This is a genomic window from Pseudomonas sp. R43(2017) (assembly GCF_002112345.1).
GTDB classification, from domain to species: domain Bacteria; phylum Pseudomonadota; class Gammaproteobacteria; order Pseudomonadales; family Pseudomonadaceae; genus Aquipseudomonas; species Aquipseudomonas kribbensis.
Map to the genome: position 1 here is coordinate 137,237 of NZ_NEHJ01000011.1, position 19,182 is coordinate 156,418.

Below are 19,182 nucleotides of genomic sequence, written 5' to 3' on the forward strand. Positions count from 1 at the left end.
CGTCCTGCACCGACCGGCCTGATTTCAGGCCGGTTGTCCTTTCAGCGCCGGCTCTGCTGCCACGCTGCCGCCAGTCCGCTGCAACAGATCACCGCGATCCCGATCACCGTCATCAGGGTCGGCGTGTGCGCGAACAGTAACCAGCCCAACAGCCCCGCAAACACGATCTGGCAATAGCCGAACGGCGCCAGCAACGCCGGCGCGGCATGCCGGAACGCCTGGGTCAGAAACAGGTGCGCGGTCATCCCGCACGTGCCCAGCGCCAGCATCAACAAGGCGTGGCCAAGACTCGGCAGCTGCCAGAAGAATGGCACCAGCGCACTCATCACCAGCGTGTTGCACAACCCGGCGAAAAAGTTGCTGGTGGTCGGGCTGTCCACCTCGCTGAGCTTGCGGGTCAGCAACTGATAGAAGCAGAAAAACAGCGCCGAGCAGAACGGCAACAGAATCGCCGGGGTGAACAATTCGCCACCGGGATGGACGATGATCAACACGCCGATAAACCCGCAGATCACCGCGATCCACTGGCCCCGCGTCACCCGCTCCTTGAGCAACGGCACCGACAGCGCCGTCACCAGCACCGGCGCAAGAAAGTTGACCGACGTGGCTTCGGCCAGCGGGATGTACAAAAGTGCCGTAGTGAAAAACAGGCTGGTGCCCAGCAGGCACAACGCCCGCGCCAACTGCCACAACGGGCGCTTGGTGCGCAGCACGCGCAACCCGGACTGCGGCAGAAAAATCCCCGCCATCAACAGCGTGTGCACCAGATACCGCGCCCACACCACCATGACAATCGGATAAAAACCCGAGAGGTATTTCGACAGCGCATCGTGGCTGGAGAACAGAAACGTCGCCACGACAATCAGCAAGATCCCCTTGAAGGGTTGGTTGACGCCGGAAAGCGGTGTGCTGACGGTCATTGGCGATCTCTGGAAATCAAAATGAGGAAAGAGCCTCCAGCGATAATTTAGAACCCGGTTCCAAATTCTCACACCCTTCAAGCCAAATTCTGTGCGATCAACGCACAGCTTTACAGACAACCCAATCCCGTCTGCCGTTTCGCGGCTAGACGAACAACTCCGAAGCCAGGCTCGCCGCCGACAGCTCCTCGGTAAACTTCAACAACAGCGGCGCCAGCTCATGCAACCTCGCCGCCGGCAGCCGCGCACTCGGCCCGGCAATGCTCAACACACCGATCACCCGCCCATCGGCCGGATGCCGCACCACGGCAGCAATGGCCGATGTGCCCACCGCCGAGCTTTCTTCGACACAGGAGTAACCCTGTTCCCGCGCCACGCGCAGATGTTCGAGCAGTTCAATGTTGGTTCGTGGTGCATTCGGCCCGATATCCGCCGGTATTTCGGCGGCCTGACGCTCAACCAGCGACAGGGCCTCGGCATCACTCATGCTTGCCAGCCATGCATGGCCGGAGGCTGTATAGAACAGCGGCGCATCGCGGCCCATGTCCGGGTCGTAACGCAAACCGCTGCGCGCGCCTTGTGATTTGGCGATCCAGGTCTGGCGCTCGCCATCGGTGACGCCCAGCCGCACCAGTTCGCCGGTTTCCTGCGCCAGTCGATCAAGTACCGGCTGCACGATATCGGCACCGCTGCTCGACAGATAACGAAAACCCATCGCCACCAATTTGGTCGACAAGTGATAACGCAGGGTTTCCGGGTTCTGCCGCACATAGCCCAGCCGGGACAATTCGGCGAGCAAGCGGTGGGTCGCACTTTTCGGAATGTCGATTTGTTCCGCGAGGGTTTGCAGCGGCAGTCCGCGCGGCTCGTGGGTAAGGCTTTCGAGCACGCTGAAAACCCGTTCGATCTGACTGCCGGCCATGGTGCGATCCCAGTGAAATTTTGCCGATTCTAAAATACATATCACTGATTGCGAAATCTGGAACCGATCGCTCGATAATCGCCCCCTTTCTCGGCTGACGAGTTGCTGATGCAGGTCGGCGTTGTTTAGTTTTCGGAATCCCATTCTGAAACCCATCAATGCAGGAAGCGCCGACCATGCAGCACATCGTCAACCAACACGGACTGAACCTGCCCAAACTCGGCCTTGGCACATGGCCGATGCTCGGCGACGAATGCACCCGCGCCGTGGAGCAAGCGCTGGAACTCGGCTACCGGCACATCGACACGGCAGCGGCCTACAACAACGAAGACGCCGTCGGACAGGCACTGGCGAATACACCGACACCCCGCGAGCAGATCCACGTCACCACCAAGGTCTGGTGGGACCAGTTGCAACCGGATGCCATGCGTCACTCGCTGGATCGCAGCCTCAAGGCCTTGCGCAGCGAGTACGTCGATCTGTTCATGATCCATTGGCCGACCACCGACTGGGACTTGCCGCGCACTCTCGAGACCCTCGCCTCGTTCAAGGAGCAAGGTCTGGCTCGCAACATCGGCGTGGCGAATTTTCCGCTGCCGCTGCTGCGCAAAGTCATCGAGGACTACGGCATTCCTCTGTCAGCCATTCAGGTCGAATACCACGTCCTGCTCGGACAAAACGCCCTGCTCGACTACGCCCGTCAACACGATCTGGCACTGACGGCCTACACGCCGCTGGCACGCAACAAGGTCTCGGAGATTGCGCAGATTCAACAGATCGCCGAAAAACACGGCGTGCTGCCGACTCAGGTCGCACTGAAGTGGTTGCTGGATCAGGACAAGGTCGCGGCGATTCCCAAGGCCAGCAGCAAGACCAATCAACTGGCCAACCTCGCTTCACTGAATGTGGAACTGGACGATGACGACCGCGCACTGATTGCCGCGTTATCCAAACGCGAACGCCAGGTCAGCCCGGACTTCGCGCCGGTGTGGGACGCCTTCGACCGCTGACCCGCCGAAAGAAATCCGCCGACGGATTGAATTCCCGGCGCTCATGCTCGTCAATAACAGGCCCGATCTCGTCCCCCGAGGTCGGGCCTGTTTGCCTGTGTACGAATGGACGGACGACCGGACTGGCGCCACACTCACACACCAGCAACACTCATCACCACGATCAGACAGAGGATTCCCACATGCTATGGAGAAAAGGTCGACGCAGTGACAACGTCGTCGATGCCCGTGGCGATGACATGGGCGGTGGTGGCGGCATGCGTTTCGGGGGCGGCAAGGGCCTGAGCCTCGGCGCGATTCTGCTGATCGTCGGCATTGGCTGGATCACCGGGCAGGACCCGCTGCAGATCCTTGGCCAGCTCACCGGGCAAATGACCGAGCAATCGGCCCCTACTTCGCAAACCCGCCAGGCACCGCCGGCCAACGATGAACAGGCCGAATTCGTGCGCTCGATCCTCGGCGACACTGAAGACACCTGGGGCGCAATTTTCCAGCAGGCCGGCCGGCAATACAAAGACCCGACCCTGGTACTGTTCAGCAACCGGGTCAACTCCGCCTGCGGCATGGCCACCTCGGCCACCGGCCCGTTCTATTGCCCGGCAGACCAGAAGGTCTATCTGGACATGGCGTTCTTCCAGGAAATGGCCCAACGCTTCAAGGCCGCCGGCGACTTCGCCCAGGCCTACGTGATCGCTCACGAAGTCGGACACCATGTGCAGACGCTTCTCGGCGTCTCGGCGAAAATTCAGGCCGCCCGCCAGCAAGGCCGGCAGATGCAAGGTGATGGCGGTCTGCTGGTGCGTCAGGAACTGCAAGCCGATTGCCTGGCGGGCGTCTGGGCCTACCATGCGCAGAAACGCCTGAACTGGCTGGAGCCGGGCGATATTGAAGAAGCCTTGAACGCGGCGAACGCCATCGGTGATGATCGCCTGCAACAACAGGGTCAGGGCCGCGTGGTGCCGGACTCGTTTACCCACGGTACGTCGGCGCAAAGGGTGCGCTGGTTTAAAACCGGATTCGCCCAGGGCCAGGTCGGCCAGTGCGATACCTTTGCGGCGAAAAACCTGTAAATGCATAAATGGCTGTTGGCTTTACTGTTCATCGGTGGCACCGCACAAGCGGCCGGCGTCGACGCGATCAGTCCCGGACGCCTGCAACTTCAGGCCGGCGAAATGGCGGTGGGCATCGGCCCGGCGCCCGCGAAAATCGAGCGGGTGCTGATCGTCATTCATGGCAAGCTGCGCAACGCCGAGACCTATCGCAAGAGTGGCGAAAGCGCCGCCGAACTGGCCGGGCAAACCGCCAACACCCTGGTGATCGCCCCGCAGTTTCTCAACGAAAGCGATGTCGCCCTCTATTCGTTGCCCGCCAGCGTGCTGCGCTGGAAGGGCAATGAATGGATGGGCGGCGGGTTATCCACAGGGCCGAACCCGCTCAGTTCCTATGCCGCCCTCGACGAGATCATTGGGAGACTCAGCGACCGCAAGCAGTTTCCGGACGTGAAACAGATCGTGATCTTCGGCCACTCCGGCGGCGGTCAGGTGGTTCAGCGCTATGCCCTGCTCGCCCGCGAACAGCCTGCGCTCAAGGCTGAAGGCATTCGCTTGCGGTATGTGGTGGCCAACCCATCGTCGTACGCCTACTTCAACGAGCAACGGCCCGTAGCGTTCGATCATGCGCAGTGCCCGGGTTTCAACCGCTGGAAGTACGGTCTGGTGGATCCACCGATCTACTCCGGTGGGCAAACGCCCGCACAACTTGAAGGCAGTTACGTCAAACGCGAGGTGATTTATCTGCTGGGGCAGCAGGACATCGACCCGCAACACCCGGCGCTGGACAAGAGCTGCTCTGCCGAGGCCCAAGGAGCTTATCGATTGGAGCGTGGGAAGATGTTTTTCAGCTATCTGCTGCGTCGCCACCCTGAAGGGGTGAATCAACGGCTGGTGGAAGTGCCCGGCGTCGGACATAACGGCGACGGCATGCTGACCTCGCCGGAAGGTCAGAAAGCAATCTTCGACCAATAAAAAACGGGGGCCAAAGCCCCCGTTTTTTTTCAAGCGAACAACATTCGCCGCAACTCCACACAATCCTTCGCATGCCAGTCGGTCAGCTCCGGCCACGGATTATCCGGCAGGTTCACCAGCACCGTGTGCGCCCCGGCGGCCCGACCGCAATCGAGGTCGAAGCGGTAATCACCGACCATCACCATCTCGCTCGCCGGCACTTGCCAGGCATTCGCCAATTTCAGCAGGCCACCCGGATGCGGTTTCGGCGGCGCTTCATCGCGACCCAGTACATCCTCCACCGCAAAGCAGTCCGCCAGACCGATGGCTTCCAGCGTCACATGGGCCAGCTCCCGCGCATTACGGGTCAGGATGCCGAGGCGATAACCCCGCGCGTGCAGCTCGCGCACCAGTTCCACCACGCCGACTGCCGGGGTCGAGCCGAGCGCCAGATCCCGTTCATGCTCCAGCAGCCAAGCATGTTTCGCCGCCGCTTCCTCGGCGGGCAGCGCCGCGAGGTGCGTGAGGATGTCGTCCTCCGGCGGGATCGCCAGTGCCACGCGGATCGCCGCGAAATCATGCACGGCGACGGTCAGGGTGCCGTCCATGTCGAACACCCAGTGCCGCACCTCAGCCAGACTCATGCCCAGTCCTTGCGATGACGGATCAGGCCTTCCTGGGTCACCGAGGCTACGAGTTGCCCGGCGCGGTTGAACACGCTGCCACGGGAGAACCCGCGGGAGTTGCCGGCCCACGGGCTGTCCATGGCGTAGAGCAACCAGTCGTCGGCGCGCAGGTCGTTGTGGAACCACAACGCGTGGTCGAGGCTGGCGACCTGCATGTCTTTCTGCCAGACCGATTTGCCGTGGGGCAGCATCGACGTGGTCAGCAGACCGAAGTCTGAAGCGTAGGCCAGCAGGTATTTGTGCAGCGCCGGGATGTCGGCCAACGCACCGTCAGCACGGAACCACACGTACTTGATTGGATCCGCCGGTTGCGGGTTGTACGGGTCTTTTTCAGTGACCGGGCGCACTTCGATCGGTTTCGGGCACAGCAGTTTTTCGCGCATGTGTTCCGGGATCAGGTGCGCGCGTTGCTGGGTCAGTTCCAGCTCCGACGGCAGGTTTTCCGGACCGACCACTTGCGGCATCTGGCTCTGGTGTTCGAAGCCTTCTTCGTCGTACTGGAACGAAGCGCTACAGGTGAAAATCGGGTGGCCCTTCTGGATCGCGGTCACGCGGCGGGTGCTGAAGCTGCCGCCGTCGCGTACGCGGTCAACCGAGTAGACCACCGGCAACTTGGCATCGCCCGGACGCAAGAAGTAGCCGTGCATCGAATGCACATGACGCGTCTCTTCAACGGTCTGACTGGCTGCCGACAGCGACTGGCCGAGCACCTGGCCGCCGAACAACTGGCGAAAACCCAGATCCTGACTGCGACCACGGAACAGGTTTTCCTCGATCGGTTCGAGGGTCAGCAGATCCACCAGATCTTCCAACACTTGGCTCATTCAGACTCTCCTCACACAACGCTATGCCGCGCAGTCTTGGCTGCGGCGGCCAATTCAGGTTCTGGCGCGAGCCATGATCGCGCCATTGTAAACGTCCGTGTCGGCTTAGCCATGCAGGGTCTGCAGCCATTGCTCCCTGGTGATTCGGTACAACAGATGTCGACGCAACGGGTGATCGACAGCCAGTTTCGGGTGATCGAAATCATGGGCCGGGTCGTGATGCATGCCGATGGCTTGCATGACTTTTTCCGACGGCAGATTGCTCTGCGCGGTGAAGGACACGATCTCTTTCAAGGCCAACCGGTCAAAGCCGCAACGCAGCGCAGTCCACGCCGCCTCGCTGGCATATCCCAGGCCCCAGTGTTCCTTCGCCAGACGCCAGCCGATTTCCACCGCCGGAGTGAACGGCGCCTCGAAACCGACCACGCCGAGCCCGGTAAAACCGATGAATTCGCCGGTGTCCTTGCGCTCCAGCGCCCACAGGCCGAAACCGTGTTCGGCGAAATGGCCGCGTACACGGCCGATCATTGCGGCACTTTCCAGCCGGCTCAACAGCCCGGGAAAATAGCGCATCACCTGCGGATCGGCGCACATCGCCGCAAATGCCGGCAAATCCGCGTCCTGCCACTGACGCATCAGCAGTCGCGCGCTTTCCAGCTGCAGTATCGGCTCCATCGTGCCCCTCCGTTTCCATGCCGCCAGTCTACATCGCTGGTAGGCTTTGCACTCTTTCCTACAGCCTTTATGAATAGTCCGCCATGCCATTGCCGTTGATCTACCACGAAGACTACAGCCCCGAGTTTCCGGCGGATCACCGCTTTCCCATGGACAAGTTCCGCCTGCTGCGCGATCACTTGGTGGACAGCGGTCTGACCCGCGATGAAGACCTGCTGCGCCCTGAACTGTGCCCTGCCGACATCCTCGCCCTGGCCCATGACCGCAACTACATCGAACGCTACATGAGCGGCGAGCTGTCCCGCGAAGACCAGCGGCGCCTCGGCCTGCCGTGGAACGAAGCGTTGGCCCGGCGCACGGTGCGGGCGGTCGGCGGTTCGATTCTGGCAGCGGAAAAAGCACTGGAGCATGGTCTGGCCTGTCACCTGGCCGGTGGCACTCACCACGCCCATTACGACTACCCCGCCGGGTTCTGCATCTTCAATGACCTGGCGATCATCAGCCACTACTTGCTGCAAAGCGGCCGGGTGAACCGGGTGCTGATCTTCGATTGCGACGTGCATCAGGGCGACGGGACTGCACGGATTCTGCACAACACCCCGGAAGCGATCACCGTTTCCCTGCACTGCGAAAAGAACTTTCCTGCACGCAAGGCCGAAAGCGACTGGGACATTCCGCTGCCCAACGGTATGGGCGACGCCGATTACCTGAAAGTCGTCGACGATGCGCTCAACTATCTACTGCCGCTGTATCAGCCGGATCTGGTGCTGTACGACGCCGGCGTCGACGTGCATAAGGACGACGCCCTCGGTTATCTGCAACTGACCGACGAAGGCGTTGCCGCCCGCGATGAAAGCGTGATGCGCCACTGCCTGGGCCGCGATATTCCGGTGGTCGGCGTGATCGGCGGTGGCTACAGCAAGGATCGCCAGGCCCTTGCCCGCCGCCACGGCATCCTGCATCACAGTGCGCAGCGCGTCTGGCAGTCATCGGGTTGTCATTGAGTTGTGCTGCGTTACCCACAATGGCTGTGGAACGGCCTGTGGATAACCTGAGCGAAAGGGACTACAGCCCACGCTGAACATGGCCTGCAGCGCGCTGGTTGTTTTTTGATCAGGCCTGACGCCGGCCGCTGCTGCTAGAATGCGCGGCTTATTCCGCCACGCTATTGCCGCTGCCATGACCCAGACTTCCACCGCCCTCCCCGCTCACGTCGCCATCATCGGCGGTGGCCCCGCCGGCCTGATGGCCGCCGAAGTACTGAGCCAGGCCGGCGTCCGCGTCGATCTGTACGACGGCATGCCCTCGGTGGGCCGCAAGTTCCTGCTGGCCGGGGTTGGCGGCATGAACATCACCCATTCCGAAGCCTACCCGGCGTTCCTGTCTCGCTACGCCGAACGCGCCCCGAACATCGCCCCGCTGCTGCGCGCCTTCGACGCCGATGCTCTGTGCCGGTGGATTCACGAACTGGGCATCGAGACCTTTATCGGCAGCTCCGGCCGGGTGTTTCCCACCGACATGAAAGCCGCGCCGCTGCTGCGCGCCTGGCTCAAACGCCTGCGTGACAGCGGCGTGGTTATCCACACCCGCCACCGCTGGCTCGGCTGGGATGAAAACGGCGCGTTGCGCATCGACAGCCCGGAAGGCGAGAAAACCCTCAGCCCCGACGCCACCCTGCTGGCCCTCGGCGGCGGCAGCTGGTCGCGGCTGGGTTCCGACGGCGCGTGGATGCTGCCATTGGAGCAACGCGGTGTAGGACTGGCGCCGTTGCAGCCGAGCAATTGCGGCTTCGAGGTGCAGGCCTGGAGCGAAGTGATGGTCAGCAAATTCGCCGGCGCACCGCTGAAAAATATCGCCATCGGTTTGAACGACGATGTTCCGCGCTTGGGTGAATGTGTGATCACCGCGACCGGCATCGAGGGCAGTCTGATCTACGCGTTGTCGGCACCGATTCGCGAGGCGATCAATGTGCACGGTGCCGCGACTGTTCACATCGATCTGCTGCCCGGCCGGCCTGTGGATAAATTGCAGGCGGCGTTGAGCAAACCACGGGGTTCACGCTCGATGGCCAAGCATCTGCACAGTCAGGTCGGGATTGATGGGGTGAAAGCGGCGTTGCTGCGTGAACTCACTGATGCCGCGACCTTTGCCGATCCGGCGCTGCTGGCCCGGGCGATCAAGGCCTTGCCGTTGACGCTGGTGAAAACCCGTCCTTTGGATGAAGCGATCAGCAGTGCGGGCGGTGTGACGTTCGAGGCGATGGATGAGCGACTGATGCTCAAGGCATTGCCGGGGGTGTTCTGTGCGGGGGAAATGCTGGATTGGGAGGCGCCGACTGGTGGGTATCTGCTGACGGCGTGTTTTGCCAGTGGCCGGGCGGCCGGCGCTGGAATGCTGAAGTGGCTCAACAACAGCGGCAAGCTACAAGCCAAAAGCTAACGACAAACCGCCCTTGACTCGTAGCTTGCAGCTTGAAGCTCGCCGCTGCCCTTATGGCTTACGCTTGCGCGGCCCGGTATTGAACACCGGCACCTTGCGCACAGGCTTGATCGCCACTTCCGGCGCCGGGGTATCCCCGCTGTCCACCCACTTGCCCAGATTGCGCTTGCCACCGCCGCCACCGGAAACTTTCGGCTTTTTCGGTTTCTTCGGCTTCTTGATCACCTGACCACTGGCATCGGTATCCGGCACGCGGTGCTCCGGTACGAAATCCGGCTCGACCTCGCGCTTCAAGGTGCTGCGGGTCAGCATTTCAATCGCCGACAACATGTTCACTTCATCAGCGCACACCAGCGAAATCGCTTCACCGGTCGAACCCGCGCGGCCAGTCCGGCCGATACGGTGAATGTAATCCTCGGCGACGATCGGCAGATCGAAGTTGACCACCAATGGCAGGTCTTCGATATCCAGACCACGGGCAGCAACATCGGTGGCCACCAGAATCTGCACTTCGCTCAGTTTGAAACGGTCCAGCGCCCGCTGCCGGGTCGCCTGCGGCTTGTCGCCGTGAATGCCGTCGGCGTTCACGCCCAGGCCCTGGAGTTTCTCGACCAGCGCGTCCACACCATTACGGGTCTTGGCGAACACCAGCACCTGCTTCCACTTGTTCTTGCGCATCAGGTGCACGAACAGTTCCGGCTTGCGCTTCTTGTCCACCGTCACCACCCACTGCTTAACGGTGTTGGCGGCCACGTTGCGCGGGCTGACTTCGATGCTCTGCGGATCGTTGAGCATCTGCCCGGCCAGCAGGCGGATGTCATCGGAGAAGGTCGCGGAAAACAGCAGCGTCTGGCGTTTCTTCGGCAGCGCGCGGTAAATGTTCGCCAGCTCTTCGGAAAAGCCCAGGTCGAGCATGCGGTCGGCTTCGTCCAGCACCAGGGTTTGCAGCTGATTGAACTTCAGCGCGTTCTGGCGGAACAGGTCGAGCAGACGGCCCGGGGTCGCGACCAGCAGATCGACACCACCGCGCAGCTTCATCATTTGCGGGTTGATGCTGACGCCGCCGTACACCGCGTAAGTGCGCAATGGCAGGTTTTCGGCGTACTGGCGCACGGCTTCGTGGACTTGTTCGGCCAGCTCGCGAGTCGGCACCAGAATCAGCGCACGCACCGAGTTGGCGGTGACTTTCGGCCCTTCCATCGCCAGCAGTTGCAGCAGCGGCAAGGCAAAACCGGCGGTCTTGCCGGTGCCGGTCTGGGCCGCGGCCATCAGGTCGCGACCGGCCAGCACAGCCGGAATGGCTTGCGCCTGCACCGGCGTCGGGGTCTGGTAGCCGAGCTTCTCGAGGGAGCGCAGCAAGGGTTCGATCAGGCCAAGGGTGGCGAAAGTCATGGGAGTACCGTAGGAAAAAATCAGAGCACGTGTGCGATGGCGCGCAGTTTACCCTAATTCGCACGCTGCTCCGTCGCTATGGAGGCAGGCTCGCTGACCACCGGCAGCTGCCGAGGGCGGCGCCACTGCGGCAGACCGATCAGCACCACCGCACCGATGATCACCAGCATCGCCAGCGCCTCTTCAATGCCGATGGTCTCGCCGACAAACACGATCCCCAGCAACACCGCCACCGCCGGGTTCACATACGCATAACTGGTGGCCGCCGCCGGACGGACGTTTTTCAACAGATACATGTAAGCGTTGAAAGCGATGATCGAGCCGAAGAAGATCAGGTAAGCCAGCGCCAGCCAGCCTTCCAGTGGCGGCATGGCTTGCAGGTGTTCGCCGCTGGCCGCGCTGCCGATCAACAGCACCACGCCGCCGACCAGCATTTCCACGGCACTGGCCATTGCGCCCTGAGGCAGCGGCAAGTGTTTACTCCACACCGAACCGAACGCCCAGCTCGCCGCCGCGAAAATCAGCAGCGCTGCACCCAGCGGGCTCGATTGCAGGTTGGAGCCCATGTTGAGCATCGCGATGCCGATAATCCCCATCGCCACCCCGGCCCATTCCAGCCGCGTATTGCGCGCCCCCCAGAAATAGCCGCATAGCAAAGTGAACAGCGGCACCGTCGCCACTGCCAGTGCGGCAACACCCGACGCCACGCCGCTGTGCTCGGCCAGGGTCACCGCGCCGTTACCGAAACTGAGCAACAGAATCCCGATGATCCCCGCCGCTTTCCACTGCGCCCAGGTCGGCGCCGGTGCCCCGCGCCAGCGCAGGAAGGCGTACATCAGAGTGCCCGCAATCACGAAGCGCACGCCGCCGAGCATCAGTGGCGGCCAGTATTCGACGCCGATGCGGATCACCAGATAGGTCGATCCCCAAATCACATACAACGCAAAAAACGCGGCGATCAGCGGCAAGGAAAAACGGCGCACGGCAGACATGAGACGACTCGACATCAAGGCAGGGAGACTGGTTATTCTAGAAAGGCCAACCGCTAAAAATAAGTTACAAAACCTGTTTATAGCGCCGGTACACTTTTGAAAACACGGAGATCGACGGCCGAAACCGCGATTTCGAAAGTCTGGCATTTTCAGGAGTCCGACCTTGGACAAATACGACCGCATGCTGCTCGGCGCCCTGCTCGAAAACGGTCGCGCGTCCTACGCCGACCTCGCCCGCAAAGTGAACCTCTCCGCCCCCGCCGTCGCCGAGCGCGTGGCCAAACTCGAGGCGGCCGGCGTCATCACCGGGTATCAGGCGAACATCAACCTGTCGAAAATCGGCTTGCCGATCCAGTGCGTGATCGAATTGCGCCTCCACCAGAACGGCAGTCAAAAGGTCTACGACGAACTGGTGAAAATTCCGCAACTGACCGAGTGCTTTCGAGTGACGGGCGATCCGTGCGTGATCATGAAGGCCGCGGTGGGTTCGATGCCGGAGCTGGAGGACTTGATCAACCAGGTGGCGAAATTCGGGTTCAGCAAGACGTCGATCGTGCTGTCGAGTGCGATAGAGAAGCGGGTGCCGTTGGGGCATTTGAAAGGCTATGGCATGGACGAAGTAAAATAAAATAATTGACTTTAATAAGGGAGGGGCACCTCACCACCCTTTAAACATAACTACTAGAACACATATAAAAAGCCAAACGCCGCCAGCATCAGCACAACTATAGCCACTGTAAAATTAGATACCGAATGAGCCAGAGAATCCCTCACCTCCGCCATAAACCTCAACTTATCGTCAGATGTCATATTGCACACATCATTCATGTCGTGAGTAATTTTGTGCAAGCCTCGCTTTTCTGAAGTAGTCATAAACCGAAAAACAGAATTAATCCAATCAGCCACTTCAATTTTACTATTAAACTGCGGCATCAACAGTTCTCCTCGCTTAACGATTTTCTTCATACGAACTTCGGCAGGAACTCTGAAAAGCATGTACACACCGAGAGTACCCAGAAGCATCGAAAACGAGACAACCACATATGACAATAGAGACGGACGCTTTGAAACCTGCTTCTCCGCCACTTCCCTACTAATACTTAACTCAGGCACTCCGGATATTCTTGCCGACGCTGTAAACGACAAGTCTCGAACTTTACCCAGCACACTAAAAATTATTTTGTCGCCAGGATTGAGGAGTGGAAAAGAGACTGTAACTTTGCTCTTTTCCTTATCGAAATTTAGGTTAGCTCCCAGGTTTTCCGGATAAACCGCATCTAACACCACGTCAATCACACTCGAATCTTTAGAAAAATCAAGAGCCACAGGATTTACCACATCCTTCATTGAAATAGGTGTCCTCCCGGAGTTAGTCAATGCAAAAGAGGTCTTGGAAAGTTCGTCAAGCGCCTCACCAGCATAAGTAATTTGCAAGCCGTCAATTTTCTCAGGACGAGACACAATAACACTTCTACCAATCACCGAGAGCTCAACTTCCGACTTTGTTTTATAGTAATCCCACGCGATAGGACCGAAGACACCAAGTGCACCGACGACCAAGGTAGCAAAACTTAGAAAACTGAAGCTCTTAATTGCCATTCCAAATACCCTACTTTGGCTATTTCCCTATCACTCACATTATTCAAACATCTCAAATTTCAAATCAAGACAAATTACGACTACTACCTTAGCTTTTCCAGATATCCACCGATCTTCTGAGCAGGTACTTTTTGTAGATTACACAATAGATCATGGCTCAACTCCCGCACCCCATGCTTGTGCCGCAGTTCATCCGCCAGATGCGCCAGCAGGTTCGCCGCCATCTCCGCATCCGCCATCGCCCGGTGCGCCTGGCCGGTATGCGGCAATTGGGCAAACGTAGTGAGCGTGCCGAGCTTGTGGTTCGGCGCCGCCGGCATCAGGCGGCGGGCCAGCAGCAGCGAGCAGGCGAAGTTCTGCAAACGGGTGCGTTTGATCCGGCCCAGTTCGAAGTCCCAGAACTTCTGGTCGAAGGCGGCGTTGTGCGCCAGCAGCGGCGTGCAGCCAACGAATTCGTTGACTTCGTTCATCACCTGCTCGGCCGACGGCGCGGTGCGCAGCATGGCGTTGCTGATTCCGGTGAGTTGTTCGATGAAGGCCGGGACGCGCACGCCGGCGTTCATCAGGCTCTGGTAACGCTCGACGATGCGGCCGTTTTCCAGCATGACCACGGCGATTTCCGTGGCCCGGCAGCTGCTGCTCGGCGAGATGCCGGTGGTTTCAAAGTCGATGACTGCAATGCGTTCCAAACCGGGTTCAACTCCGTTCAATTCTTTAGCAACAGTGCGCCTTCGATCGGCACATAACGGCTGGCGGCGCGGATCAGCGAGTTGGCGGTCAGGCCGGGAACGCCGTAGGCCACCGCTTGCACGCCGTGTTTGTTGATGATGCGTTCGAGCAGCATGTCAAAGTCGCCATCACCGGAGGCCAGGACGATTTCGTCGACGTGGTCGGCGGCGTCCATGATGTCGAGGGTGATGCCCACGTCCCAGTCGCCCTTGGCCGAGCCGTCGCTGCGCTGGATGTAGGGTTTGAGTTTCACGGTGAAACCGAGGTTGCGCAGGATCTGCTGGAACTGCTGCTGTTTGCTGTCGCCCCGGTCGATGGCGTAGGCGTAGGCCTCGACGATCTGCCCGTGCTGGCTGACATCCGCCCACAGTGCCGCGTAGTTGAAGTGGCAACCGTAGGCCTGGCGGACGGTGTAGTAGAGGTTCTGCACATCGGCGAACACTGCGATTTTTTTCACCGGAGTTCCTGTGAGCGCTGACGCGCATGAGCCGGATCAGGCACCAGGCCCGAAAAAGGCGCCCAGTATGCCAGCCCGAAGGAAGGTTCCGCGAATAATCGGCCCGGGGCGCTCAGGCGCCCCGGACGAATGGTGAATCAGACGAAGGAATCGTCGTCATCGAAGAACGACGAGTTGTCATCGCTGTAGTCGGTGTCAGTAAAGCCACCCTGGTTGTTGCCCCAGGAGTCGTTGTTGGCCATGCGCTGGTCATCGCCCCAACCGTTGTTGCCCTGATCGTTGACCTGCGCCGGCTCTTCCTTGATCACTTCGACGATTTCTTGCGGCTGCTGGTTTTGGTGGAACAGGCTGCTGATGCCTTGTGCCAGCATCACGCCACCGGCCACACCGGCCGCGGTTTTCAGGGCGCCGCCGAGGAAGCTGCTGCCGGCCGCCGGGGCCGCTGGTTGCTGGCCATAACCCGGTGGTGGTGCGCCGAAGTTCTGTTGTGGCGCGGGGGCACCGAAGTTCTGCTGCGGAGCCGGTTCACGCCAGCCGCCAGTGGAGGCCGGGGCGCTCTGGGTCGGGGCCGGACGCGGGCTGCTGCCACCGAAGATGCTCGACAGGAAACCACCGCCACTCGACGCCGGGGCTGCGCTTTGCGCCTTGGCCGATTGCAGTTCGGCCTGCAGTTGCTGAACCTGTTGAGTCAGTTGTTTGTTCTGTTCGTCGAGGCTCTTGATCGCGGCCTCCTGCACCAGAATCGCCTGGGTCATGAAATAGCCTGCGGCCGGCTGGCGCGTCAGGTGTTCCTTGATCCGCGCTTCAGCCAGGGCGTCACGCGGGGCTGCCTCCGTTTCGGCCTGTTGCAGCCGGGAAAACAGTCCATCGATCAGGGTTTGCTCTTCGCTGTTCATGGCGACCTCGTAGATTGCCGGGGATAACGTTGCCCTCGTCCACAGTGGAGGAGGCGCACCTACGTAATGGAGGCAGCGACAGAATGTTTCAATGGTCTTTACCGAACGTTTACGTTTGCGCCCCGCAGCACATCATCGGTTAAAGTGAGCCACTGTTTTTGACCTGCGATACCGACTGATGAATGCCTTCGATGTGCTGCGTGACTCGCTGTATTTCTTTAAACGCAATCTGGCGCGGATCGTCCAGCTGTGCCTGCCGCTGGTGATCTTCGAAGCCGCGTTGCAACAGGTGGTCGATCACACAAGCGACCCGGACGGCTATTCGGCCATCAGCGTGATCGTCGGCCTGCTGGTCTACCCGCTGTACACCGCCGCGCTGATCCTGTTTCTCGACGCCCGCACCCGTGGCGAATCCCCGCAAACCCTCGACTTGCTGGCGATGGCGGCGCGCCTGTGGCCGCGTTTCGCCGTGCTCACTGCGCTGAACACGTTGTTGATTCTGCTCGGTCTGTCCCTGTATTTCCTGCCAGGCCTGTGGCTGATGGTCACCCTGGCCTTCGGTGAATACCTGCTGGTGCTGCGCGGCTACGGCCCGTTGCAGGCGATGAAGGAAAGCCTGCGCCTGAGCCGTGGGCATTTCCTGCGAATTCTGGTGTGCATCCTCTGTGTGATGGGGCCGTTGTGGCTGCTCAAGGGCCTGACCCTGCAGGTCTACCCCGACCCGCAGAATCCGTTGATCGCCATTTTGATCGACAGTGGCCACAGCTTCCTGCAGCTGTTCACTAGCGTGGTGCTGTTCCGCCTGTTCATGTTGATCAGCGAATTGCCCGACAAACGTGACGGAAGGGTCTGACCGCTCTGCGCTTGGGTGATGCGGGGGTCTCGTATATGCTCGGGACCACTTCCGTATCGCTATAAGCCGAGCCATGACCCGTCTACTGCGCTACATCCTGCTCTGCGTGCTGCTGGCCGTCGCCCTGATCGGCGTGATGATTTTCAGCCTGACCTGGCGCCCGGACGCCCGGGAGACCCTGCCGGTCAGTTGCAGCGAGCAACCGCCGACGCTGGTGCCCGGCCAGGCGCTGAAGGTCATGACCTGGAACGTGCAATACCTGGCCGGCAAGCGTTACGTGTTCTGGAATGACCTGGCGCAAGGCGACGACGAAGCCCCGACCCCGGAAGACATGGCCTTCAGCCTCGATGAAGTGGCCCGGGTGATCCGCGACGAGCAGCCCGATGTGGTGTTGATCCAGGAACTGGATGACGGCGCCAAGGCCAGCGACTATCAGAACCAGCTCAAGCTGTTGCAGGAACGCCTCACCGACCTCTACCCGTGCAGCGCCCACGCCTTCGACTGGAAGGCCGATTTCGTCCCGGATCCGCATATCTTCGGCAGCGTCGGCCGACAACTCGCGACCCTCAGCCGCTTCCGCATCGAACACGCCGAACGCCTGCAATTGCCGGTGCAACCGCTGAATATCATCAGCCGCCAGTTCCAGCCGAAAAACGCCCTGCTCGCCACCACCCTGCCGTTCAGCGATGGCGGGCAACTGGTAGTGCTCAACACCCATCTGGATCGCGCCATGCAGCCGGACGAAACCTTGCAGGCGCAGGTGACGGCGGTGGCCAAGGTGCTCGACAAACACGAAAGCCACGGCACGCCGTGGCTGATCGGGGGCGACTTCAACCTGTTGCCGCTCGGCCAATACCGGCGTCTGCCGGTCGAACAACGCACGCCCTACTCCGTGGACAGTGCGCTGCACCTGTTGTGGGACAAGTACCCGATGATCCCGACCAACAATGAAGCCAGCGGCATCGACCGCGCCAAGTGGCTGACCCATTACCCCAACGACCCCGGCCTCAACGGCCCGGACCGCACGGTCGATTACCTGTTCTACAGCCCGAAGATCAAACGGGTCGAAGCCACGGTGCGTCAGGACGATACGTTGCGCATCTCCGATCATCTGCCGGTGATTGCGAAGTTCCTTCTGCCACCCAACTGATCTCAGTGAGCCTCTTCAAGATCGTCGTGCAACAGCCCGAAGATCTGCCGCTTCATGTCGATGAACGAGCGCTCCATGACCATGTCCAGGGTGCGCGGGCGTTCGATCGGCACATCGAGAATCTGCTTGATCCGCCCAGGCCTGGCGCCCATCACGTACACCCGGTCGCCGAGCAGAATCGCTTCGTCGATATCGTGAGTGACGAACAGCACGGTTTTCTTGCTGTTGCCCCACACCCGCAGCAACAGCTGCTGCATTTGCAGACGGGTCTGGCTGTCGAGGGCGCCGAAGGGTTCGTCCATCAGCAGGATCTGCGGATCGTTGGCCAGGGCCCGGGCAATCGCCACTCGCTGCATCATGCCGCCGGACAACTGCTTGGCGTAGTTGTCGGCAAATCCTGACAAGCCGACTTCATTGACGTAGTAATCGACGATTTCCTTGCGTTTGGCCGCCGGCATGCCCCGACGCTTGAGGCCGAACTCGACGTTCTGCCGCACCGTCAGCCACGGGAACAGCGTGTAGCTCTGGAACACCATCCCGCGATCCGCGCCGGGACCCTGCACTTGCTGGCCGCCGACGTAGATCTCGCCGGACGTCGGCTCGGCCAGACCGGCGGTGAGGTACAGCAAGCTCGACTTGCCGCAGCCCGACGGCCCGACCAGCACCGCGAATTGTTGATCCGGCACTTCGAACGACACTTCCTCCAGCGCGGTGAACGTACCGCCGCCGGGCTTGGTGTAGCGCAGGCTGACCTTGTCCACCTGCAACCTTGGCGCGGCGTGTGCCGGTGTGGCGACCGGCTCGATGAAACGACGGTTGGCAGCGGTTACTGAGCCCATGCGGCAATCCTCAAACGCAAGAAGCGGAACAGTTGATCGGTGACCAGGCCGAGCAGGCCGATGATCGCGATGGCGAGAAAAATCACGTCGACCTGAAAGCCGCGCATGGCCTTGAGGCTCAAGTAACCGAGGCCACTGGATGCGGCGACCAGTTCGGCCACCACCAGATAGGTCCAGGCCCAGCCCATGGTCACCCGCAAGGTGTCGAGCACACCGGGCAGCGATGCCGGGGCGATCACATGCAGCACCGCGTCACGCCGGTTGGATCCGAGGGTGTAGGAAGCGTTGATCAAGTCCTTGGAGATGCCTTTGGACACGTCCGCGACCATCACCAGTTGCTGGAAGAACACGCCGAAAATGATCACCGACACCCGCTGCTCCAGACCGATGCCGATCCACAGGATGAACAGCGGCACGAACGAGGTCACCGGCAAGTAACGGATGAAATTGACCATCGGCTCGAGGAACGCCTGGACGATGCGGAAGCTGCCCATCAGCAAGCCCAGCGGCACCGCCACCAGCGACGACACGATGAAGCCGACCATCACCACTTCAACACTGGCCCAGACATGCTGGCCAAGAGTGCCGTCGCGGCTCAGGCGCACGGCGGCTTCGACCACCGCACCGGGCGTCGGCAGGAACATCCCCGGCACGATGCCGCCGTAGGACAACCCGGCCCACAAGCCGACCAGCAACACCCAGGCCAGACCGCTGGCGCTCCACACCACCGACACCGGCAATCCGGTTTTCGGCGTGATGCAGCGGCTCAGCCATGAATTGCGCTTGAACATGACCA

Annotated in this window: 21 protein-coding genes; 8 read left to right on the forward strand and 13 right to left on the reverse strand. The window is 60.8% G+C overall.

Annotation, left to right across the window (positions count from 1 at the left end; all coding sequences use genetic code 11):
- Positions 1 to 41: 41 nt before the first annotated feature.
- The gene (locus tag CAG02_RS27260; RefSeq protein ID WP_085712235.1) at positions 42 to 920 is read right to left on the reverse strand and encodes a DMT family transporter; all 879 of its coding nucleotides are present in this window, start codon (positions 918 to 920) and stop codon (positions 42 to 44) included.
- A gap of 145 nt (positions 921 to 1,065) precedes the next feature.
- Positions 1,066 to 1,842 carry an IclR family transcriptional regulator gene (locus CAG02_RS27265; RefSeq protein WP_085712236.1) on the reverse strand — a complete coding sequence of 259 codons (777 nt, stop codon included), beginning with the start codon at positions 1,840 to 1,842 and terminating at the stop codon, positions 1,066 to 1,068.
- Between the two features lie 176 nt (positions 1,843 to 2,018).
- On the opposite strand from CAG02_RS27265, the gene CAG02_RS27270 reads away from it, so the two are divergent.
- The 3 genes from CAG02_RS27270 (at position 2,019) to CAG02_RS27280 (ending at position 4,876) form a co-directional block, all read left to right on the forward strand.
- On the forward strand, positions 2,019 to 2,852 hold the full coding sequence (locus CAG02_RS27270; RefSeq protein ID WP_085712237.1) for an aldo/keto reductase: 834 nt from the start codon (positions 2,019 to 2,021) through the stop codon (positions 2,850 to 2,852).
- A gap of 182 nt (positions 2,853 to 3,034) precedes the next feature.
- Positions 3,035 to 3,922, forward strand: a complete 888-nt coding sequence (locus CAG02_RS27275) for a neutral zinc metallopeptidase (RefSeq protein ID WP_085712238.1) — start codon at positions 3,035 to 3,037, stop codon at positions 3,920 to 3,922.
- On the forward strand, positions 3,923 to 4,876 hold the full coding sequence (locus CAG02_RS27280) for a hypothetical protein (RefSeq protein ID WP_085712239.1): 954 nt from the start codon (positions 3,923 to 3,925) through the stop codon (positions 4,874 to 4,876). It begins immediately after the preceding gene.
- A gap of 29 nt (positions 4,877 to 4,905) precedes the next feature.
- On the opposite strand, the gene CAG02_RS27285 is transcribed toward CAG02_RS27280, so the two are convergent.
- The 3 genes from CAG02_RS27285 to CAG02_RS27295 form a co-directional block, all read right to left on the reverse strand.
- Positions 4,906 to 5,499 carry an HAD family hydrolase gene (locus CAG02_RS27285; protein ID WP_085712240.1) on the reverse strand — a complete coding sequence of 198 codons (594 nt, stop codon included), beginning with the start codon at positions 5,497 to 5,499 and terminating at the stop codon, positions 4,906 to 4,908.
- On the reverse strand, positions 5,496 to 6,365 hold the full coding sequence (gene tesB, locus CAG02_RS27290; protein ID WP_085712241.1) for an acyl-CoA thioesterase II: 870 nt from the start codon (positions 6,363 to 6,365) through the stop codon (positions 5,496 to 5,498). The genes CAG02_RS27285 and tesB overlap by 4 nt, the downstream gene beginning before the upstream one ends.
- Positions 6,366 to 6,470: 105 nt before the next feature.
- A complete protein-coding gene (locus CAG02_RS27295; protein WP_085712242.1) occupies positions 6,471 to 7,040 on the reverse strand; it encodes a GNAT family N-acetyltransferase in 570 nt (189 codons plus the stop codon).
- Positions 7,041 to 7,123: 83 nt separating this feature from the next.
- On the opposite strand from CAG02_RS27295, the gene CAG02_RS27300 reads away from it, so the two are divergent.
- Positions 7,124 to 8,044: a histone deacetylase gene (locus CAG02_RS27300; RefSeq protein WP_085712243.1), complete on the forward strand. Its 921-nt coding sequence runs from the start codon at positions 7,124 to 7,126 to the stop codon at positions 8,042 to 8,044.
- Between the two features lie 175 nt (positions 8,045 to 8,219).
- Positions 8,220 to 9,479, forward strand: a complete 1,260-nt coding sequence (locus tag CAG02_RS27305; protein WP_085712244.1) for a TIGR03862 family flavoprotein — start codon at positions 8,220 to 8,222, stop codon at positions 9,477 to 9,479.
- Between the two features lie 51 nt (positions 9,480 to 9,530).
- On the opposite strand, the gene CAG02_RS27310 is transcribed toward CAG02_RS27305, so the two are convergent.
- Both CAG02_RS27310 and yedA read right to left on the reverse strand, forming a co-directional pair.
- Entirely contained in the window at positions 9,531 to 10,871 is a 1,341-nt protein-coding gene (locus CAG02_RS27310; RefSeq protein ID WP_085712245.1) for a DEAD/DEAH box helicase, read from the reverse strand.
- A gap of 53 nt (positions 10,872 to 10,924) precedes the next feature.
- The gene (gene yedA / locus CAG02_RS27315) at positions 10,925 to 11,863 is read right to left on the reverse strand and encodes a drug/metabolite exporter YedA (RefSeq protein ID WP_085712246.1); all 939 of its coding nucleotides are present in this window, start codon (positions 11,861 to 11,863) and stop codon (positions 10,925 to 10,927) included.
- A gap of 163 nt (positions 11,864 to 12,026) precedes the next feature.
- Here yedA and CAG02_RS27320 point away from each other — a divergent pair, with 163 nt between their 5' ends.
- The gene (locus CAG02_RS27320; protein WP_085712247.1) at positions 12,027 to 12,491 is read left to right on the forward strand and encodes an Lrp/AsnC family transcriptional regulator; all 465 of its coding nucleotides are present in this window, start codon (positions 12,027 to 12,029) and stop codon (positions 12,489 to 12,491) included.
- 53 nt (positions 12,492 to 12,544) lie between these two features.
- On the opposite strand, the gene CAG02_RS27325 is transcribed toward CAG02_RS27320, so the two are convergent.
- The 4 genes from CAG02_RS27325 to CAG02_RS27340 all read right to left on the reverse strand — a co-directional run bounded on the left by CAG02_RS27325 (position 12,545) and on the right by CAG02_RS27340 (position 15,544).
- The gene (locus CAG02_RS27325; RefSeq protein ID WP_085712248.1) at positions 12,545 to 13,462 is read right to left on the reverse strand and encodes a hypothetical protein; all 918 of its coding nucleotides are present in this window, start codon (positions 13,460 to 13,462) and stop codon (positions 12,545 to 12,547) included.
- An 83-nt stretch (positions 13,463 to 13,545) separates the two neighbouring features.
- Entirely contained in the window at positions 13,546 to 14,151 is a 606-nt protein-coding gene (locus CAG02_RS27330) for a PolC-type DNA polymerase III (RefSeq protein ID WP_085712249.1), read from the reverse strand.
- Between the two features lie 17 nt (positions 14,152 to 14,168).
- Positions 14,169 to 14,648 (reverse strand): NYN domain-containing protein, encoded by a 480-nt coding sequence (locus CAG02_RS27335; protein WP_007958730.1) that lies wholly within the window; start codon positions 14,646 to 14,648, stop codon positions 14,169 to 14,171.
- Between the two features lie 137 nt (positions 14,649 to 14,785).
- Positions 14,786 to 15,544, reverse strand: a complete 759-nt coding sequence (locus tag CAG02_RS27340; RefSeq protein WP_085712250.1) for a DUF2076 domain-containing protein — start codon at positions 15,542 to 15,544, stop codon at positions 14,786 to 14,788.
- 178 nt (positions 15,545 to 15,722) lie between these two features.
- Here CAG02_RS27340 and CAG02_RS27345 point away from each other — a divergent pair, with 178 nt between their 5' ends.
- Both CAG02_RS27345 and CAG02_RS27350 read left to right on the forward strand, forming a co-directional pair.
- Positions 15,723 to 16,397, forward strand: coding sequence for a YciC family protein (locus CAG02_RS27345; protein WP_085712251.1), 675 nt, complete (start codon positions 15,723 to 15,725; stop codon positions 16,395 to 16,397).
- A gap of 73 nt (positions 16,398 to 16,470) precedes the next feature.
- The gene (locus tag CAG02_RS27350) at positions 16,471 to 17,547 is read left to right on the forward strand and encodes an endonuclease/exonuclease/phosphatase family protein (RefSeq protein WP_085712252.1); all 1,077 of its coding nucleotides are present in this window, start codon (positions 16,471 to 16,473) and stop codon (positions 17,545 to 17,547) included.
- 2 nt (positions 17,548 to 17,549) lie between these two features.
- On the opposite strand, the gene CAG02_RS27355 is transcribed toward CAG02_RS27350, so the two are convergent.
- Together CAG02_RS27355 and CAG02_RS27360 are read right to left on the reverse strand one after the other, a co-directional pair.
- Positions 17,550 to 18,386, reverse strand: coding sequence for an ABC transporter ATP-binding protein (locus CAG02_RS27355; protein WP_085712253.1), 837 nt, complete (start codon positions 18,384 to 18,386; stop codon positions 17,550 to 17,552).
- On the reverse strand, positions 18,374 to 19,177 hold the full coding sequence (locus tag CAG02_RS27360) for an ABC transporter permease (protein ID WP_085712254.1): 804 nt from the start codon (positions 19,175 to 19,177) through the stop codon (positions 18,374 to 18,376). Before CAG02_RS27360 ends, CAG02_RS27355 begins: the two co-directional genes overlap by 13 nt.
- Positions 19,178 to 19,182 lie beyond the last annotated feature (5 nt).

Coding starts and splice junctions, on each gene's coding strand:
- CAG02_RS27260 (WP_085712235.1), bottom strand. CDS start 920: ATGACCGTCAGCACACCGCTTTCCGGCGTCAACCAACCCTTCAAGGGG.
- CAG02_RS27265 (WP_085712236.1), bottom strand. CDS start 1,842: ATGGCCGGCAGTCAGATCGAACGGGTTTTCAGCGTGCTCGAAAGCCTT.
- CAG02_RS27270 (WP_085712237.1), top strand. CDS start 2,019: ATGCAGCACATCGTCAACCAACACGGACTGAACCTGCCCAAACTCGGC.
- CAG02_RS27275 (WP_085712238.1), top strand. CDS start 3,035: ATGCTATGGAGAAAAGGTCGACGCAGTGACAACGTCGTCGATGCCCGT.
- CAG02_RS27280 (WP_085712239.1), top strand. CDS start 3,923: ATGCATAAATGGCTGTTGGCTTTACTGTTCATCGGTGGCACCGCACAA.
- CAG02_RS27285 (WP_085712240.1), bottom strand. CDS start 5,499: ATGAGTCTGGCTGAGGTGCGGCACTGGGTGTTCGACATGGACGGCACC.
- tesB (WP_085712241.1), bottom strand. CDS start 6,365: ATGAGCCAAGTGTTGGAAGATCTGGTGGATCTGCTGACCCTCGAACCG.
- CAG02_RS27295 (WP_085712242.1), bottom strand. CDS start 7,040: ATGGAGCCGATACTGCAGCTGGAAAGCGCGCGACTGCTGATGCGTCAG.
- CAG02_RS27300 (WP_085712243.1), top strand. CDS start 7,124: ATGCCATTGCCGTTGATCTACCACGAAGACTACAGCCCCGAGTTTCCG.
- CAG02_RS27305 (WP_085712244.1), top strand. CDS start 8,220: ATGACCCAGACTTCCACCGCCCTCCCCGCTCACGTCGCCATCATCGGC.
- CAG02_RS27310 (WP_085712245.1), bottom strand. CDS start 10,871: ATGACTTTCGCCACCCTTGGCCTGATCGAACCCTTGCTGCGCTCCCTC.
- yedA (WP_085712246.1), bottom strand. CDS start 11,863: ATGTCTGCCGTGCGCCGTTTTTCCTTGCCGCTGATCGCCGCGTTTTTT.
- CAG02_RS27325 (WP_085712248.1), bottom strand. CDS start 13,462: ATGGCAATTAAGAGCTTCAGTTTTCTAAGTTTTGCTACCTTGGTCGTC.
- CAG02_RS27340 (WP_085712250.1), bottom strand. CDS start 15,544: ATGAACAGCGAAGAGCAAACCCTGATCGATGGACTGTTTTCCCGGCTG.
- CAG02_RS27345 (WP_085712251.1), top strand. CDS start 15,723: ATGAATGCCTTCGATGTGCTGCGTGACTCGCTGTATTTCTTTAAACGC.
- CAG02_RS27350 (WP_085712252.1), top strand. CDS start 16,471: ATGACCCGTCTACTGCGCTACATCCTGCTCTGCGTGCTGCTGGCCGTC.
- CAG02_RS27355 (WP_085712253.1), bottom strand. CDS start 18,386: ATGGGCTCAGTAACCGCTGCCAACCGTCGTTTCATCGAGCCGGTCGCC.
- CAG02_RS27360 (WP_085712254.1), bottom strand. CDS start 19,177: ATGTTCAAGCGCAATTCATGGCTGAGCCGCTGCATCACGCCGAAAACC.